The sequence below is a fragment of the Rhodococcus sp. EPR-134 genome (assembly GCF_001647205.1).
GTDB classification, from domain to species: domain Bacteria; phylum Actinomycetota; class Actinomycetes; order Mycobacteriales; family Mycobacteriaceae; genus Rhodococcus_F; species Rhodococcus_F qingshengii.
The window spans coordinates 1-16,355 of the sequence record NZ_LVCT01000008.1; the positions used below are offsets into that span (position 1 = coordinate 1).

14 protein-coding genes and 1 pseudogene are annotated in these 16,355 nt (G+C 60.8%); 3 read left to right on the plus strand and 12 right to left on the minus strand.

Going from position 1 to position 16,355, the window contains the following annotated elements; translation table 11 throughout:
- From A2J01_RS00305 to dacB, 9 genes are all read right to left on the minus strand, one after another.
- Positions 1–919, minus strand: a 919-nt coding sequence (locus A2J01_RS00305) for a hypothetical protein (protein WP_156519125.1), incomplete at its 3' end; no start/stop codon positions are given.
- A gap of 103 nt (positions 920–1,022) precedes the next feature.
- Positions 1,023–1,760: a DUF6339 family protein gene (locus A2J01_RS36700; RefSeq protein ID WP_042922682.1), complete on the minus strand. Its 738-nt coding sequence runs from the start codon at positions 1,758–1,760 to the stop codon at positions 1,023–1,025.
- Complete coding sequence (locus A2J01_RS00315; RefSeq protein ID WP_128637965.1) at positions 1,757–2,650, minus strand: hypothetical protein; 894 nt, start codon at positions 2,648–2,650, stop codon at positions 1,757–1,759. The genes A2J01_RS36700 and A2J01_RS00315 overlap by 4 nt, the downstream gene beginning before the upstream one ends.
- Entirely contained in the window at positions 2,650–3,978 is a 1,329-nt protein-coding gene (locus tag A2J01_RS00320; RefSeq protein WP_156519126.1) for a hypothetical protein, read from the minus strand. The genes A2J01_RS00315 and A2J01_RS00320 overlap by 1 nt, the downstream gene beginning before the upstream one ends.
- Positions 3,979–4,472: 494 nt before the next feature.
- Positions 4,473–7,040, minus strand: coding sequence for a Z1 domain-containing protein (locus A2J01_RS00325; RefSeq protein WP_197494123.1), 2,568 nt, complete (start codon positions 7,038–7,040; stop codon positions 4,473–4,475).
- A gap of 294 nt (positions 7,041–7,334) precedes the next feature.
- Entirely contained in the window at positions 7,335–7,889 is a 555-nt protein-coding gene (gene hpt / locus A2J01_RS00330) for a hypoxanthine phosphoribosyltransferase (RefSeq protein WP_003941159.1), read from the minus strand.
- A gap of 3 nt (positions 7,890–7,892) precedes the next feature.
- The gene (gene tilS / locus A2J01_RS00335; RefSeq protein WP_064111394.1) at positions 7,893–8,870 is read right to left on the minus strand and encodes a tRNA lysidine(34) synthetase TilS; all 978 of its coding nucleotides are present in this window, start codon (positions 8,868–8,870) and stop codon (positions 7,893–7,895) included.
- The gene (locus A2J01_RS00340; RefSeq protein WP_019746776.1) at positions 8,871–9,944 is read right to left on the minus strand and encodes a zinc-dependent metalloprotease; all 1,074 of its coding nucleotides are present in this window, start codon (positions 9,942–9,944) and stop codon (positions 8,871–8,873) included.
- On the minus strand, positions 9,944–11,353 hold the full coding sequence (gene dacB, locus A2J01_RS00345; RefSeq protein WP_064111396.1) for a D-alanyl-D-alanine carboxypeptidase/D-alanyl-D-alanine endopeptidase: 1,410 nt from the start codon (positions 11,351–11,353) through the stop codon (positions 9,944–9,946). Before dacB ends, A2J01_RS00340 begins: the two co-directional genes overlap by 1 nt.
- Positions 11,354–11,456: 103 nt before the next feature.
- Between dacB and A2J01_RS00350 the strand changes: the two genes are divergently transcribed.
- Positions 11,457–11,948: an inorganic diphosphatase gene (locus tag A2J01_RS00350; RefSeq protein WP_003941181.1), complete on the plus strand. Its 492-nt coding sequence runs from the start codon at positions 11,457–11,459 to the stop codon at positions 11,946–11,948.
- 106 nt (positions 11,949–12,054) lie between these two features.
- Here the strand turns inward: A2J01_RS00350 and A2J01_RS00355 are convergent, their stop codons facing one another.
- The 3 genes from A2J01_RS00355 to A2J01_RS00360 form a co-directional block, all read right to left on the minus strand.
- Positions 12,055–12,885, minus strand: coding sequence for a crotonase/enoyl-CoA hydratase family protein (locus A2J01_RS00355; protein ID WP_003941098.1), 831 nt, complete (start codon positions 12,883–12,885; stop codon positions 12,055–12,057).
- Positions 12,886–12,931: 46 nt separating this feature from the next.
- Entirely contained in the window at positions 12,932–13,138 is a 207-nt protein-coding gene (locus A2J01_RS35595; RefSeq protein WP_156519127.1) for a hypothetical protein, read from the minus strand.
- 133 nt (positions 13,139–13,271) lie between these two features.
- Complete coding sequence (locus A2J01_RS00360; protein WP_231915381.1) at positions 13,272–14,801, minus strand: LCP family protein; 1,530 nt, start codon at positions 14,799–14,801, stop codon at positions 13,272–13,274.
- Positions 14,802–14,923: 122 nt separating this feature from the next.
- Here A2J01_RS00360 and A2J01_RS00365 point away from each other — a divergent pair, with 122 nt between their 5' ends.
- Both A2J01_RS00365 and A2J01_RS00370 read left to right on the plus strand, forming a co-directional pair.
- Positions 14,924–15,742, plus strand: a complete 819-nt coding sequence (locus tag A2J01_RS00365) for a polysaccharide deacetylase family protein (protein ID WP_019746772.1) — start codon at positions 14,924–14,926, stop codon at positions 15,740–15,742.
- A gap of 4 nt (positions 15,743–15,746) precedes the next feature.
- Positions 15,747–16,355, plus strand: a pseudogene (locus A2J01_RS00370) (amino acid transporter); the annotation flags it as partial.

Below are 16,355 nucleotides of genomic sequence, written 5' to 3' on the forward strand. Positions count from 1 at the left end.
GTTCCGCTGAGGATTCTCGAACCAGAAGTGCAGGGCTCATCGTGAGCGTCCACGCCACGTCGCTTCCCCATTGCCGATGGAGAGCCCTGGCAACTGCCGGACGGACGTCGTCGAATACACGGCTACGAACATGCGCGCCGACCGGGAGATCGTTCCGTTCGAGGACACTCGTACGGAACTCGAGCGACTCACCACCGTCTGCGGTCAGCCCGGTCGATCCAAGTTCGATGAACATCGGTTCAGCAGGATCGATGGTCAGAGCAATCCCACGCACATCAGTACTCGACGCCGTTTCGTCATCCCCAAGGTCGCCTTCAGCACCCTTTGCGATGATCCGCACCAGTCGCGCCGAGCGGAATGCGATATGGGTGTCAATTCCGTGCTCAGGAACGACCAGACGCCACGCTGCGATGACGGTATCGACCGTCCGAGCAGACAGCGAAATCGCAGTCTCGAGCTCATCAAGCACGTCGTACAATTCGGCGCTCTCTTGAACACGGCGCTGGAAGCGCCTCCACGTGTTCCACGTTCGGCGGTACTCACCGAACAACTCACTCAGGTCGAGGCCGTATTCGCGATAATAGAAGGGGGCGTGTGTATGAACTTCGCTCAAATCAACGACCAGCCCTTCCGCCGACCAGTCGCCCAAGTCGGAATCGTCGATGAGCTCATCCAACGGCCACGGCAACGGTGGGGGAATCTCCGTGGCAACGGTGTTTCCGCGCACAACCTGAATTCCTACCGCCGTAGCAGTAACAAACGCGGCGAGTTCACCGAAGGAATCCGTCAACGGGGCTGTGAACGCATTCGAACCAACGCTGTTCACCAGGTTGCGTCGGCCCCGTTCATCAGCAGCCCGGGCTTGGACGAGAATCGCACTGAGCGACGCCACCGCGTCTTCTTGTACTCGAGAACTCACCCGGCACTCCTCTCCACCGCCAACCGAATAGCACGATAAGAGACTATCCGTCCGGTTTAGGCGTTCGCTGGTAGCCTCGCAATTCGCCAGGAAGACGAATGACTTACTGAATGACCTCGAGCGAGACTTCACGAAAAATCGCGCGCACGCGGTCGTCCAACTGTTCGTCGCTCAATATCGAGAAGTCGATGAACGCCATCAACCGACGCAGTCTGGGCACAGCGTCACGGAGAACCTTTCTCTGTCCTCCACCTTCGATCAAGATGCGAGCGATCGAACGAGCAAGAGGAGTTACTCCTGCTATCGACCTGCGTTCGGTAATCTGGTTGAGGTCACTCTCCGAGAGTTTGCGCAGGAGCGAGTAGTCCGCGACGCCGTCGACCACTGTCGCGAATGTCATTGCCTGCCACCACAAGCGAGCAAACATATGACGTGTCAGGTCAGTTGCGATCCAACGTTCAATGTTCTCTCCAGGGAATCGCCATCGGGTGATGTCAGGCATCGCCACGATTGCGAGGAAGTTCCACACTCCTCGGTGAGCTGCCTCCACTGACGTGATCTGCATAGTCCGATGAATCTCTTCTGCAGCAACGCGATCAAAGCGAATCAGGTCCGCGTTCCCTACCTCGCCCGGATATCCGCAATCATGCGCAATCGCTCGAATCGAGTCTGCCAACTCTTGTACACCAGACTCGCCGATTCGCTTCCCTCCACTCGCTGCATACGTCATCTGCGAGTGCGTAGGACGCGCCGCCCGTGCCATTTGTGAAGGATCTCCATTGAGCTTTTGCAATTCAACTACTCCCGACGCAAGACTCAATCGGGGCCACAGCTCGGTCATGAGAGCAACCTTCCAAATCCAATCGAACGTGCACCCGCCACAATCGAACTGTGCAAATCCATTGAGGAGCCCAGGATTGATTCGGCGGTCCACGCAGTGGGGTCGACAAGCACCCTGAGAGCAAGAGAACGAGCAGTGGCGCCGAATGATTCGCTATCACAACCTTCGAGCTCATCCCAACGCGCCAGCGACCATCGGACGATTTCGTCCACCAGGCCTTCTTCCATCTCTTGAATGAGTACCAATTGCTCGTCCGTATGGTTCCTCTCCCTCTGGACTGCCTTGACCAGCTTCTTGTCAAGCGGATTTATCAGGAGCAACAATGCCCCCATCGCAGGCTCGTCCGGACTCAGTGGCATTCGAAGATGCCAGCTGGCTCCCTCGTCGATGCCGAATGCGTCGAAATCGACAACCTCGGTAGGAAACATCGCTTCGGAGCCGGTGAGACGAAGTGCTTGCTCGTCGTTCCAGAGGATTGAGCCCGCGTGGCGCGCTTCTCCCACGAGCGGACTCAACCGATCCCTTTCGAGAACCAATTTCCTGGTCAAAGCGATAGTTGCACCGGCATATTGCGGATCGACTTCAATCTCGACATCGAACCGCCCGTCCGCGAGGGGTACGCGCTTCGCCGGTCCGACTAGGTAGGTGTCCAATGCTCGCCACCCGAAGTAGAACGCCAATGGCGAACCATCATCAAGCCTCGTATGCGCGCGGATCATCAACGGATCCGCATTTATGGTGCAGCGCAAGCGGAGTCCTGATCGATAGTCCCAATTCTCGACAGCCTCGCCCAGTGGCTCCCACTCACCTTCAACCATCCGTGACCAGATCGACGGCTCAATAGTCCCGGAACTCGGCACCAAATACGGACGAACGTCTCTGACGGCCATCAGCTTTCATCCTCTACAACAAAAGTTAGCCGCACAACCGCGTCCCGAGGTGGACGGACAGAAACTACCCATTTCCGGGGGTCTGCACGTCCAACAGAAATCTGACTTCCTACCCGATGTTCGCCCGTTTCAAGACATACCCAGCCCACGACCTCCGCCGGTTCCAGAAGTCCCCGTAACTCAATGCCACCATCGATCACAACGATAGGCTCCGCAACCACCAATTTTGTTGTGGGCCAAGCGGGTAACTCGACCGTAGCAACCACGAGCGCGTCGCCGCCACGCACGATCAGTTGCGGGCCCTCCACGATCCTTGGCTTGACAGCCGAACGACTGCCGGATCGACCTGACCGACGGCTCCCGTTTCGACTTGGTTGCCCTGCGCCATCGCCGGATGCACCTGCCACAAGTCCTGACAGGCGACCCGCGAGCGGAGCCAACGCAGCTTCGTGATGCAAATCAGCATCGACATCTCGAACCGAGGGCTTGAGCTTGCTCTTCACGTAAGTGGCTCCGAGACGAACTACGCCCAATGCTGTGCCATGTAGCCCACTCGTCACCCAATCGTCGTGAGTGGGGGGCTCAGCATCCGAGAAGTACCGATCGGCATCGATGCCGGCTTTGAAGACTGCGCCGTACTGAATCGCTTCATCTGGATGAGGATCTCCAGATACATAATTTACGACCAGATCGGCTTGGCGCATTCGCGCGCAATGATGTGCGGCACCACTGAATGGGGCTGCCAGAGACAGCAGATAATTCTGCTTGATGGGCGCCATCGACTCGACCTTCGCGAAACGACCGATCTCCTGAGGCTTAGCCCTTCGAGCCGGCACATCGTATTCACCGTCCAGCGATAGCTTTCGATACGCATCGACGAACGGCTTCAATTCGATTGTTGCAGCTGGATCAGGTATCTGGACAGAGAACCCTTCGAACTTCACTGAACACCGCAAGCGGTTTTCCACCCCGTCAATCATTTTCGGCCACAGATTCCACAACATGGTCGAAGCGATGAACTCGGCAGCCGACTCTGGTGTGCGTTCCTGCTCTACGTCGCCATTTCGAACGGCTCCCAGGTCAATATCGATGATCGCTACAGTCGTACCGGTTTGCCCCTCAGCGAACCTCGGCAAGCCAAGGGCAGTTGCCATCTCTTCGGCGTCGTCATCTACCAGTGCCTGCGCGATTTCACCTTCCAGTACGCCTAGCCAATGGCGTCCGGTGTAGCGAACGCCCTTGTCTTGGAAACCATCTCCCATGGCGGCACCGATCAATCGACGCTGCGGCTTACCGCGAAAGATGCAACGACTGTCAGCGACGATCACGTGACACCGACTGACGTTGTACAGAATTCCTTTGCCGAATCCGTAGGAGCCCCCACCCAGGTCGACTCCCTTCCTCTCACCTACATTTCTGATGAACTTGACGAAGTCCGCTCGCTCCCCTTCGAGTGGAGGTTCATCTGCTCGTAGAGGACCACCAAGGCCAGTCGTGCCACGATCGGAAATCGTCAAGATGGTCGGCTGTCGGTCCAGCGCTTCAGCCAGGCCGAGGGACGCCCCTACCGGCCCTGGGAGAAGGAACTCCCGCCACCGTTCGAGCCTATTGCCTGTCAGTTGACGAATCTGCACATTGAAGTCAACCTCCCGGCCCGGAAGCGCTGCATCGCAGCTATTTTGAGCCGCTTCGCGAATGAGCACGGTGAGCGGATCCAGCTTGGGCTTCCCGAGTTGTCGACGGATACCTTCCGAAGCGGTAGATCCCTCAGCGGCGACCCGTTGTGACCACCACTGTGATCGCTCCGCAGCCTTTGATTTTCTCAATTGGACCCCGCACCTACCAGCTCATCGAGTTCTTCCTGATCAGATTCGATCTCAGCATCGGTCAAATCGACACTGACGTACGTCTGGGCAACCGGGCTTGTGTCGTCAGCAGCACCAGGGAAGACGAGAGCCACGCCGATGACGTCTTCAACCGCGTTCAGCGGCTTCCTTGAATCCTTGTTCTGCTCCAGCGGTTCTGACACCGGATCGATCGGATACAAGAGAAGTAGGCCCTTCCGTTGCACGGTTGCATCTTTGTCTCGCGCATCCATCAATGCACCTTCACTGAGCTTCCTCGCGACAGTCTTGGGTATGAAGTCAACCGCACGATGATCCTTCGACATCAGAGTCTTGATATCAGCCCGCTCGAGACCGTCATCCTTGAGCTGAGATCGAACGATCCGACCGAAGTCGAACCCACCCAGCCTGACAAATCCCTTCTCCTTCCCTGGCTCTGCAGCCAAAATTGCCAGGTTCCATTTGTCGAGCCTATTTTTCCGTCTTTGCTTCACGACATACTTGGCAATCAACTCGGCGTCGAGATCGGGCGAATCCTTATGCACGTGGTAATCACCCAAGAAGGTCAGCACATCGTCCGCATCGACATCGCGAAAAAGTACGGAGCCGGAGTCCAGGATGTCGCCTTGAATTCCCTTGGTACGAACTCGCGATACGAGACCGTCTGCAGCATCCTTGTTGTGTAACAGCCATTCCGAGTCCTGCGTGCGGAAGTAACGCGTCTGAACCCTCCTGCCGCCGTACGACGCGTACGCGGGAATAGCGGCGCCCATCTTCGCAGTAATCCGAAGTGTGGGATGAGTCCTGATTCGAACGCCGAACTCCGTCGGTGTCAGATTCTCGGACTCGTACCTCTCGATGTCCAGCCGAATCTCACGCTCCACCGTCGCCAAATGACGGAACCACTGCCGCAGTTCCTCGGTCATCCAGATCCTGGGCAAGTCTTCGTAACCTGGCCTGAATCCGAACCACCGTGCCATCTGCAGCAACGTGTCGTAGGCACCGGCTGCGCGGACGAAGTAACTGACGGTCAGCCCCTCCAACGTCAGACCGCGACTGAGCGTGTTCCCTCCGACCGCGATAGCGATTTGACCATCAGTGGAGTAGTCGAGGCGGTCATCGCTTCTGAAATTGTCGATGACGATGCGGCAGACCGACAAGACATCTTCGACCTTCGCCGACACTGCATCGAAATCGATTGATTTCAAATCGAATTCGGAGGAGTGCACCTTCCCTGTCTCGGATTCCCATAGCGCTCGCAAACGATCCTTGGTCGATGCATCACCGGCAGTCCACCTTTTTGAAAGCGTCTCCACGTATGCATTCAATGGCCCCTTGAACTGGCGATGGATGTCCGTCTTCACCGAGGTGTGAATCAACATCGTCGAATGCCCGGCGTCACCGCGTGCGCGTCGCGCAGCCGTCGAGAGCACAAACCAATCGAGCGCATTCTCGAGGGTGGGCGGAATCGAAGGAATGAAGGACGCCGTCGCGGTCTTCCCCAGCGGACGAACGTCGTCTACGTCTTCGTCGGGAATGATCCGCACCATGTTGGAGCCGTCGAGGTCTTTCCCGTTCGCCTCGTCGCCCTCGACCGCATCTCGACCGAAGATTTTTTCAGTGCCGAAGTATCCCTTTGGTTCCGGGAGATTCAGAATGAAGTCCTTCGGGTACAAGTCGCCCCCGGCAGGATCGATCAGAATGTTTGCAAATGGCGTTGCTGTATAGCCAATATAGGTGCTTTTCGGCAGCTTCTCGATGATGCCCCTAATCAGGGGGTTGATGGTTCGAGTCTCCACACTTGCCTGATCTGCCTCGTCGTCGATGATGAGAGTCGGCACATCGGTGAGAGCTCGCTGTTTTACTGCCGGCTGTAACCACTTGTCCAACCGTTTCAGGACCGCGGCATTCTTCTTCACGACGGCGAGGATCACACCACTGTCGTCGACATGCAGTAGAGCCGTTGACTGCATGGCGGGCGCTCGAAAATCGTCATCCGCATTCGTCAGCTGCTTCCACTTAGTAGGCGTGAGCATATGAAGCTGCTCATCGAGACGCTCCTGCGTCTGTTTCCGTAGCCCGTTGTGAATTCCCGACAGCACAATGACGAATTTGTAACCGACATCCGCAGCCTTTGCGATTACAGCAGTGAAGTTGGTGGTCTTACCAGATTGCACATAGCCCACCACCAGCCCCTTCGCATCCCACGATGATTCGTTAGGACGCGGCGTGTAGGCAATAACCTTATTGGACGAGCCGTCCAAGGACTGGATCCGATCATCCGGCCACGACAAGTCTCCTCGGATGTAACGCTCGAGAGCAGGCCAATAAGTATCGGCGCTGGCGTTCGGCCCCGCATACCAGGGCTCACGCGGCCCGTGGATGATCGGCGGGCCGGCGGTGATCACTCCAGAGAGATGTCTGCGGTACTCCGCCTCGAATTCATCGAGTTCCTCCGCGGTGAGCCTGCCTTTGAAACGTTTGAGAGCTGATTCCAACGACGTCTTCCTCGCCCAACCCGCAAATACCTCGTAGAAATCGTCCATCAACTCCATACCTCCGTGTCGCCTCGCGACTGAACGGTAGCGCAGAAATCGAAAAGGTTGCGTTAGAAACGATCCGTCCGGTCTGCCGCAGACGAGCGACTTCGACCGAGGTTAGCTGTGGAGAGCCGAAACTTGCCGAAAACCTATTGCATAACCGACGCAGCACCGCGTCTAGCAAGAAGGATCCGGCGTTGCAGAAACCTTCCTAGAACCCAAGTGGTGACTGGGAACAGTTAAGATCTGAGCTGGTTGGCGCGTTGGGGACGAGGCAAGTTCAGGTCAGTGCGAGCAGGCTCAGCCGCCGTAGACCTCGGGGTCCAGGGTGCCGATGTACGGCAGATCGCGGTACCGCTCGGCGTAGTCGAGGCCGTAACCGACGACGAACTCATTGGGGATGTCGAAGCCCACGTCGCGGACGTCGACGTCGATCTTGACCGCATCCGGCTTACGGAGCAGGGTGACGACCTCGAGCGAAGCGGGATTACGTGTCTTGAGGTTGCGCATCAGCCACGACAGTGTGAGACCGGAGTCGATGATGTCCTCGACGATCAGCACGTGGCGACCGGCGATGTCCTTGTCGAGGTCCTTGAGGATGCGGACGACGCCCGAAGACGAGGTCGAGGATCCGTAGGAGCTCACGGCCATGAATTCCATCTGCGACGGGATCGGCAGGGCGCGGGCGAAGTCGGTCATGAAGAAGACCGCTCCCTTGAGGACGCCGATCAGCAGGAGATCCCCTTCGGGGGCGCCTGCCGGGTAACGCTTGGCGATGTCCTCAGCCAGTTCCGCCGTTCGTGCACGGATCTGTTCTTCGGAGATCAGTACCGATGCGATGTCGCCCTCGTACACGCGTCAAACCCTTCGTCGGTCTTCGAATCCGAGGATCAGCCTGCCACGTCGCCGGGCCGCCACCAACCTCGCCTCCGGTGTTCCGCCCCCGATCGCGACGCCGCCTTGCCCCCGCCAGTCGGTCACCAGGGCGTCGACCGCCCGTAACTGTTTGTCCGTCAATGCTTTTGCGGCGCCCTGCAGCAGCCAGGCCCGCAGAGCACGTCGACGGATTGCGGTGGGCGCTTCGGCAAGTGTGTCCACTTCCACTTCCCCGTCGACGACAACACGTAGGAGTAGGGCCTCGGCGTACTTGTCGAGCGCCTCGCCGTCCTCACGCAACTGCGTCGCGGTTCGGGCCAACGCTTCGGGAACTCCCCCGCCGAGAATTTCTTCGAGCAGCGGCAACGCCTCGTGCCGCAGACGTACGCGAGTGAACTCGGGATTGTTGTTGTGCGGGTCCTCCCACGGCGTGATTCCCAGGTCGACGCAGGCCGCCCTGGTCACCGATCGCCGGATGCCGAGGAGCGGCCGTCCCCAGGGAGCGTCGAATGCAGCCATACCTTGAATCGATCGCCCACCGGACCCGCGCGAGAGTCCGAGAAGCACGGTCTCGGCCTGATCGTCGAGCGTGTGTCCGAGCAGAACCGGGAGGTCAGCCCTTGCGTCGCGTAGGGCGTTATACCGAGCCTCACGCGCAGCGGCTTCGAGACTCCCACCTTCGGCTACGTCGACTGTCAGCACCGTCGCGGTCCGGCAACCCAGCGCCAGCGCCTGGTCTGCGGCCGAGCGTGCGACGGCATCCGAACCAGGCTGCAGCCGATGGTCCACGATCAACGCGTCGACCGAATCGGCTTCCGCCACCGCTGCTGCGGTCAACGCCAATGAATCGGCGCCCCCGGACAGGGCGACGACCACACGGCGTCGTGGCTCGAATGCGAGCGTCCACGCCCGCACGGCCTGTCGCAGCGCCAGGAGGGCAGGCGTCTCAGGCAGCAGCATCTAGCCGAGAACGCGCTTTACCCACGCGTCGGGATTGTCGATCTCGTCGAGCAACGGCAAGGTCTCGGGCCCGGTCCAGATGGTGTTGAACTGCTCCATGCCGACCTTGAGAACCACCGCGTCGACGAAGGCCTTGCCGCGCACGTACTGCGCCATCTTGGCGTCCATGCCGAGAAGCATCTTGATGATCCGCTGCACGGGGTTGGACTTGCGCTGCCGACGCTTGTCGAAGGCCGCGCGGATCGTTGCCACCGACGGCACCACGGCGGGGCCGACGGCGTCCATCACGTGGTCTGCATGCCCTTCGAGGAGGGTGCCGAGTACAAGCATCCGATCCAGCGCGTCACGCTGAGGTTCCGCCTGCGAGGCGCGCAGCAGGCCGATGATCCCGCCCGCCGTCGCACCGTCACTGGAGTCGGGTTCCTTCCGCGAACGCAGCTCTGCAGCAAGGCGCCCGACAACGTCGGTCATCGACTCGTCCACCGTCGCACCAAGCGTTTCGACGGATTCCTTCATGTACTCCGCTAGCCACGGCGAGGACGAGAACTGAACCCGGTGCGTGACCTCGTGCAGGCAGACCCACAATCGGAAGTCACTCGGGTTCAGCCGAAGGGACCGTTCGACGGAGACGATGTTCGGTGTGACCAGAAGCAGGGTGCCGTGCTCGCCGGTGAACGGGTCGTACTGCCCGAGGATCGCCGAAGACAGGTACGCCAGCATTGCGCCGGCCTGCAAGCCCGCCGGCTTTCCGACGATGAGATTGCCACTGCCGTCAGGGTCGGCGCCGGTGAGATGCGCCATCGACCGCGAGGCTGCCGTGATCCACCCGGCCCGGTCAAGCACGTCAGCGGCCGGGACCGGTAGACCGTCGGCCAGCCCGGTCACTTCACGAACCGGCAGTTCTGCGCGCTTGGACGCTTCGGCGAGTTCTGCGGTTGCCGTCTCGGCCGTGTAGCGAGACATCGCGGGGCCACCGCGCGCCAGCTTTATCCCGGCTTTGGCGGCAAGACTCCAGTCGACGGCACCACCGAGCGGAGCCGAGGCTTCATCATCTTGTGGAGTCTTTTCGGCCACTATTGGCACCCGCAATTCCTCAATGCTCCGGCAATCGCGTCCAGGGCAGGACGGCTCACTTCTGGCGGCCGGTCATTGGACATCAGTGCGAAGGTGAGCACTCGCCCGTTCTGATCGACCACGAACCCTGACAACGCGCTGGCCGTCGAGAGAGTTCCCGTCTTGGCCCGCACCCAACCCGCACCGGTTCGGTTTCCGGACGCGTAGCGGTCGGACAAACTTCCTGTTCCGCCGGCCACCGGAAGGTAGTCCAGCAGGGGGCGCAGTTTCGGATCACCGTCACCGGCCGCAGCCGTCATGACGCGATCGAGTACCTGAGCGGGAATGAGATCGTCGACGGACAGTCCGCTGGAATCGTGCAGCGATACACCGGTGTAGTCGAACCCGGCCGCCTGCAGGGTCTTTCCGGTCGCGTCGACGGCTCCGGTGAACGAGGCTTCGATTCCGGAGGCAATCGCGACCTCACGCCCGATGGTCTCGGCGAGCACGTTGTCGGAATGTTCCATCATCTGCAGCAGCCGGTCGCTCAGCGGCGCCGACTGCACGGTGGCGATCGGCTTGGCACCGGCAGGCGCCGCGCCGAGACTCACGTTGGCGGGATCGACACCGAGCGCCTGAGCGAGCACCTTGCCCGCGTCCAACGCGGGAGTTTCCGAACGCGGCGACTCGTCTTGAGTGCCGTCGTACCGACCACCTTCGATCATCACCGATTCGATCGGGGTGATGTAACCGGCCGCGATGTCCGCGGGGAACCAGCCGGAGGCCATGTTGTCGCCCTTGAACAAGCTCGAGTCCACCACGACGCTGTTCACCGGCGTACCGGCAGCGTTGATCTGGTCGACGAGATCCGCGATGTGCGCTGCGTTGGCGTAGTACCCGCTCTGCCCCTTCGGCGTCGCCGTCAGCGTCGGGTCACCGCCGCCGACCAGAACGACCTGCCCGGGGCTCGTTCCGGGCACCACCGTCGTGGACAGCCGGTGGTCGAGCGGCAACTTCAGCAGTGCCGCCGATGCGGTCAGCACCTTCGTCGTGGACGCGGGCGTCATCGGCGTCGACGGGTCCGTGCTCCAGAGAATGTTTCCGGTGAGCGCATCAGCGACTACTCCGGTGAACTTCCCCAGATCCGGGTTGGCCACGGCCGGGCCGATCGCCGCTGCGATTCCCGACGCGCTCGGGATCGGTGCGTCCGTCGGGACGGGCACCACCTGGGGTGACGGCGTCACGAGCGCAGGCTGAGGCGACGTAGTCACGGTCGCGCTGCCCGCGGTGTCGTTCGACGTACCGAGTTTCACGACGACAACTCCGGCGACGGCCAGTACAACCACTGCACCGACCGCCAGAAGGATGCGGAAGTTACGCCGTCGACTCTCTTCCAACGAGCCGATCTTCTTCTTTCCTTGGCCCGCCAACGCCCCTCCGTCTGTGCTCTGCCTACTGGGTGGTCAGGCAACCTTATCCTTGACCCGATATCCTTCCGACGAATCATTACCGACACGACAGCGAGGAATCGGCGTGGAGTTCGACGTCACCATCGAGATCCCCAAGGGTCAGCGCAACAAGTACGAGGTCGACCACGTAACCGGTCGCGTCAAACTCGATCGCTACCTCTACACAGCTTTCGGCTACCCGGCCGACTACGGCTTCATCGAAAACACCCTGGGTGAGGACGGCGATCCGCTCGACGCCATGGTCCTGCTCCCCGAGTCGGTCTTCCCCGGCGTCATCGTCGAGGCTCGCGCAGTCGCGATGTTCAAGATGGTCGACGAGGCCGGCGGAGACGACAAGGTCCTCTGCGTTCCGGCCGGCGACCCCCGCTGGGATCACATCCAGGATCTGGGTGACATCTCACAGTTCGAGCTCGATGCGATCAAGCACTTCTTCGTCCACTACAAGGACCTCGAGCCGAACAAGCACGTCGAGGCTGCCAACTGGGTCGGCCGCGCCGAGGCAGAGGCCGAGATCGAGGCTTCGATCAAGCGTCTCGCCGCCAACGGCGGTCACTGAGCTCGAGTTCTCAGGCCTTACGAAAATCCCCGCACATCGGAAGATGTGCGGGGATTTTTGTGCTGTTTTTACTCGCCCTTGCAGTTCCTACTCACCCTTGCAGTTTCTACTCACCCTGGAAGACCGGCGGGCGCTTCTGGAAGACGGCGGTGATGGCCTCGGTCAGATCCTGCGAAGGCAGGAACGCCGCGTTCCAGGCTGCGACGTAGCGAAGGCTGTCGTTCACGCTCGCACTGCGGGTGTGATCGAGCACGTCCTTGATCCCGTGGACGACGAGCGGCGGGTTGAGCGCAATCTCCTTGGCGGTCGCGCGCGCCGCGGCCAGCACTGCGTCGGCATCGTCGAACACGTCGTTGACGAGACCGATCTTCTCGGCGCGCGCTGCGTCGATGTCCTTGCCGGTCAGAGCCAACTCACGCAGGTGTCCGTCGCCGATGATCGCGGGCAGACGTGCGAGACTGCCCATGTCTGCGACGATCGCGACCTTGACCTCTCGGATGCTGAACTTGGCATCGGCACTTGCGTAGCGGATGTCCGCCGCCGTGATGAGGTCGACGCCGCCGCCGATGCACCAGCCCTGAACAGCTGCAACGACGGGCTTGCGGCAGTCTGCGACGGCATTGATGCCCGACTGCATGCGCTTGATCATGTCGTGGAACTTGGTGCGCGGGCCTGCCTGAGCCTTGTCCGCGAGGACGGCACCGAATTCACCGCTCATCGCCGGCAGGTCCAGTCCGAACGAGAAGTGCTTGCCGGAACCCGCGATGACGATTGCACGCACCTCGGGGTCGGCGTCGAGGTCGGCGAAGATTTCGGGGAGTTCACTCCAGAAATCCGGCCCCATCGCGTTGCCCTTGCTCGGCCCGATCAGCGTCACCTGGGCGATGTTGTCTTCGCGCTCGACGGTGAACGCATTCCAGCTCTTCTGTTCAGTCATTACTCAAGAGTAACTAAAGGTCAGGCTCAGCCGAAGACCGCTGCCTTCATCCGAAGATTCCTGCCTCGTCAAGTACCAGTACGACGAGGGTGACGGCCATCAGGGCGAACATGATGAGCATCGCCATCCTGGCCGCCCGCTCACTGGTCGGTGGGAAAACGCGCTGCGCCGGATGCTCGGCGATGTACTCCGCCATGGACATGGTCCTGGCACGTGAGCGTGTCGGATTCTGTACCGCTGCTGTTGTAGCCATGTCGGTGATCCTTTCAACTACGCAATCTCAGTCAGTTACCCCAAAGGTGAAGTACCCGACTGAGTTCGACTTCTCCAATGTAGACCCGCAGATCGAAGAAGTCAGCGTGAGTTTGGTGCGAATTACCTGAGAGTCAGTCCACACAGGGGATGCCGCCATTCGCGTCGGCCCGGATGGGTGATCCCTGCGCTCCCGTATCGGGAACGGTGCCGGCGGATACCGACGAGTCCGACTGCGCCGGAGCGGCCGAGAACACGGTCTGCGCATTGTCCTCACCGATCAGTACAGACACTGATTCGGCCGCTGCCTGCTCGTTAGGCACTGCGGCCACGCCCAACTGCTCGGCCAGCGCCTCTGCGACGGCTTTGGCGCCGACTCCATAGCTGACCACCGACTTTGCCGTCGCAGCTGCGGTGCTCACCTCTCCGACTTCGACTCCCGACGCTTTCGTCACCGCTGCCAACGCGGCGCCCAACCCGTCCGTCGCGGTTCCGTTGCGGATATCCACAACTTCGTTCCCGGTCGAGACAGCAGTGTCCATCGCAGGTGCAGATGCCGAGTCACCTCCCGCGAAGATCCGCGACACTTCACTACGCAGACGCGCCGGATCGACCATGTTGACGTCCTGGCCGTCGACGGTCTCGTATCCCTCGATCGGCAGGGTGTAGAAGTCGATGCTCCCACCTGCGAGAGCGCTTGCCTGAGAAGCGAATCGGACGGGATCCATGGCGGAATCGATCACCACGTCCTTCTTCACCACGTCGGCCAGCGCCGTCATCTTCGGAATGTTTCCGATGACGCCGGAGCCCTTCAAGTTGGCGATCACCGCGCTGATGAAAGCCTGCTGCCGGTGGGTGCGATCCAAGTCCCCGTTGTCCAGGCCGTGGCGTTGACGGACAAACGAAAGTGCCTGTGACGCATCGAGAGTCTGAACCCCGGCCGGGAAATTGGCGCCCGAGAAGTCATCCTGCACCGGATTGTTGAGGCACACCTGAACGTGGCCGATAGCCGAGACGACGTCGTAGAAGCCCATCAGGTTCACTTCGGCAAAGTGATCGATCGGAACCTTGAGCAGATTCTGCACGGTGGTCAGTGTCGACCGTCTTCCGACTTCACGCGCTTGTTGTTCTCGTGCAGCAGGATCCGTCACACCGTCCGCTACGAGTTTGGCGTCCGCATCAGCCTTCGCCATTCCGTACGCTTCCTTGATCTTGGCCATTCCGTAGCCGGGTACCGCGACGTAGTCGTCGCGTGGGATCGCCACTGCACTGGCCTTGCCGCCATCGCCCGGAACATGGAGCAGGATAAGCGTGTTCGTGTTGTATCCACCCACATCACTGTCCCCCGCATGCAGCTTGTCGGTGACGAACTCAGCCGGCAGGTCGCTGCCGTCCATCGCTTTACGACTGTCGAGCCCGATCAACAAGATGTTGGTATCCCCGTCGAGCGAACTGCCGGCGTCGTCACCGAGGGCGGAGAGCGCGTCCGATCGGTACAGCCCCGACGTGAGATCCGACTGCACGTACCAGCCGATTCCGACGCCCACCAGAATCGTCGTCGACAGGGACGCCGCCGCCAGCTTGCGCCCCACCGAGAGCGTCGACCGCTGCGGTTGACGCCTACGCCTGTGCCTGGTTGCCGAGTGTCGAGGTCGCGGTTCCACGGCCGACACGCTATCCACCGTTCCTGAGTAGAACCTGTCGATACCGGACACGGCTGGTCATTGGCTGAAAGAACGCTGAGAATGAAGTCCGAATTAGGCAAATCTGCTCTAGGCTCCGCCCTGTGGACCGCCGACGCTTCCTCAGTGCCCTCGCAGCAGCAACTCTGACCGGAACCGCCGCGGTGACCATGGGAACCGCTTGTTCGTCACGTTCGGTCGGGACGGCGGTCGCCGCAGCCGACGAGCCAGCAGACCCTGCCGCTGTTCCGAATCTCCCGCCTGCGTTGTTGCCGCCTCCACCGCCGTCTGCCCGGGTGCCGCTGCCCGCCGGCGGATCGTTGACCGCGTTACCCGGCGGTGGGGATCTGTTTGCCCTGACGGTTGACGATGGAGCCAGCTCCGAAGTCGTGCGCCTCTACACACAGTTCGCAAAAGACACCGGCATCCGTTTGACGTACTTCGTCAACGGGCAATACAACTCGTGGACCGAAAACGCCGGACTTCTCAGACCGCTGGTCGAGAGCGGACAAATTCAGCTCGGCAATCACACCTACTCGCACCCGGATCTGACGTCCGTGTCGAAGCAGCAGATCGCAGACGAGCTGACGAAGAACGGCACGTTCCTGCGCAACACCTACGGCGTGGACGCGGCGCCGTACTTTCGGCCGCCGTACGGAAGGCACAACGCGACAGTCGATTCCGTGGCCGCGAGCGTCGGCTACACCGTGCCCACCCTCTGGTACGGGTCACTGTCGGATTCTTCGTTGATCACCGAGGAGTACATCCTCCAAATGGCGAACCAGTACTTCAATCCGGGGGCCATCGTGATCGGGCACCTCAACTATCTGCCCGTGACCCACGTGTATCCGCAACTGGTGGACATCATCCGGAGCCGAAACCTGCGGACTGTCACGCTCAACGATGTTTATCTGAAGCCGTGACGCCGTGGTGACCGCAGCCGACAACGAGGTCCCGGCCGAAAACACGGCTCCGTCTGTGAAACAACGCACCGAGGCCTGGCTGCTCGCGGACATCACCGAGGAACCCGCCGGACATCTGGGGCCCCACCGGATGGCGCCGAAGAAGGAGAAGCGCCACCCGTGGTGGAAGGTGATGTGCCTGACGGGTGTCGATTACTTCTCCACTCTCGGTTACCAACCCGGTATCGCGGCACTGGCGGCCGGCACGTTGGCTCCCATCGCGACAGTCGTATTGATCCTGCTGACACTCTTCGGCGCTCTACCGGTCTACCGGCGAGTGGCTCGCGAGAGTCCGCACGGCGAGGGTTCGATCGCCATGCTCGAGAAGCTGCTGCCCAAGTGGCGCGGCAAGATCTTCGTTCTCGTGCTTCTCGGCTTCGCGGCCACCGATTTCCTCATCACCATGACGCTCTCGGCTGCCGATGCCACGGCGCACCTCGTCGAGAACCCTTTTGCTCCAACCTTTCTCTCCGGACACACCGTCGCCGTCACCCTGGTTCTGCTCGCGCTCCTCGCTGCGGTCTTCCTCCGCGGATTCACCGAAGCGATCGGTATCGCTGTCGGATTGGTCGCC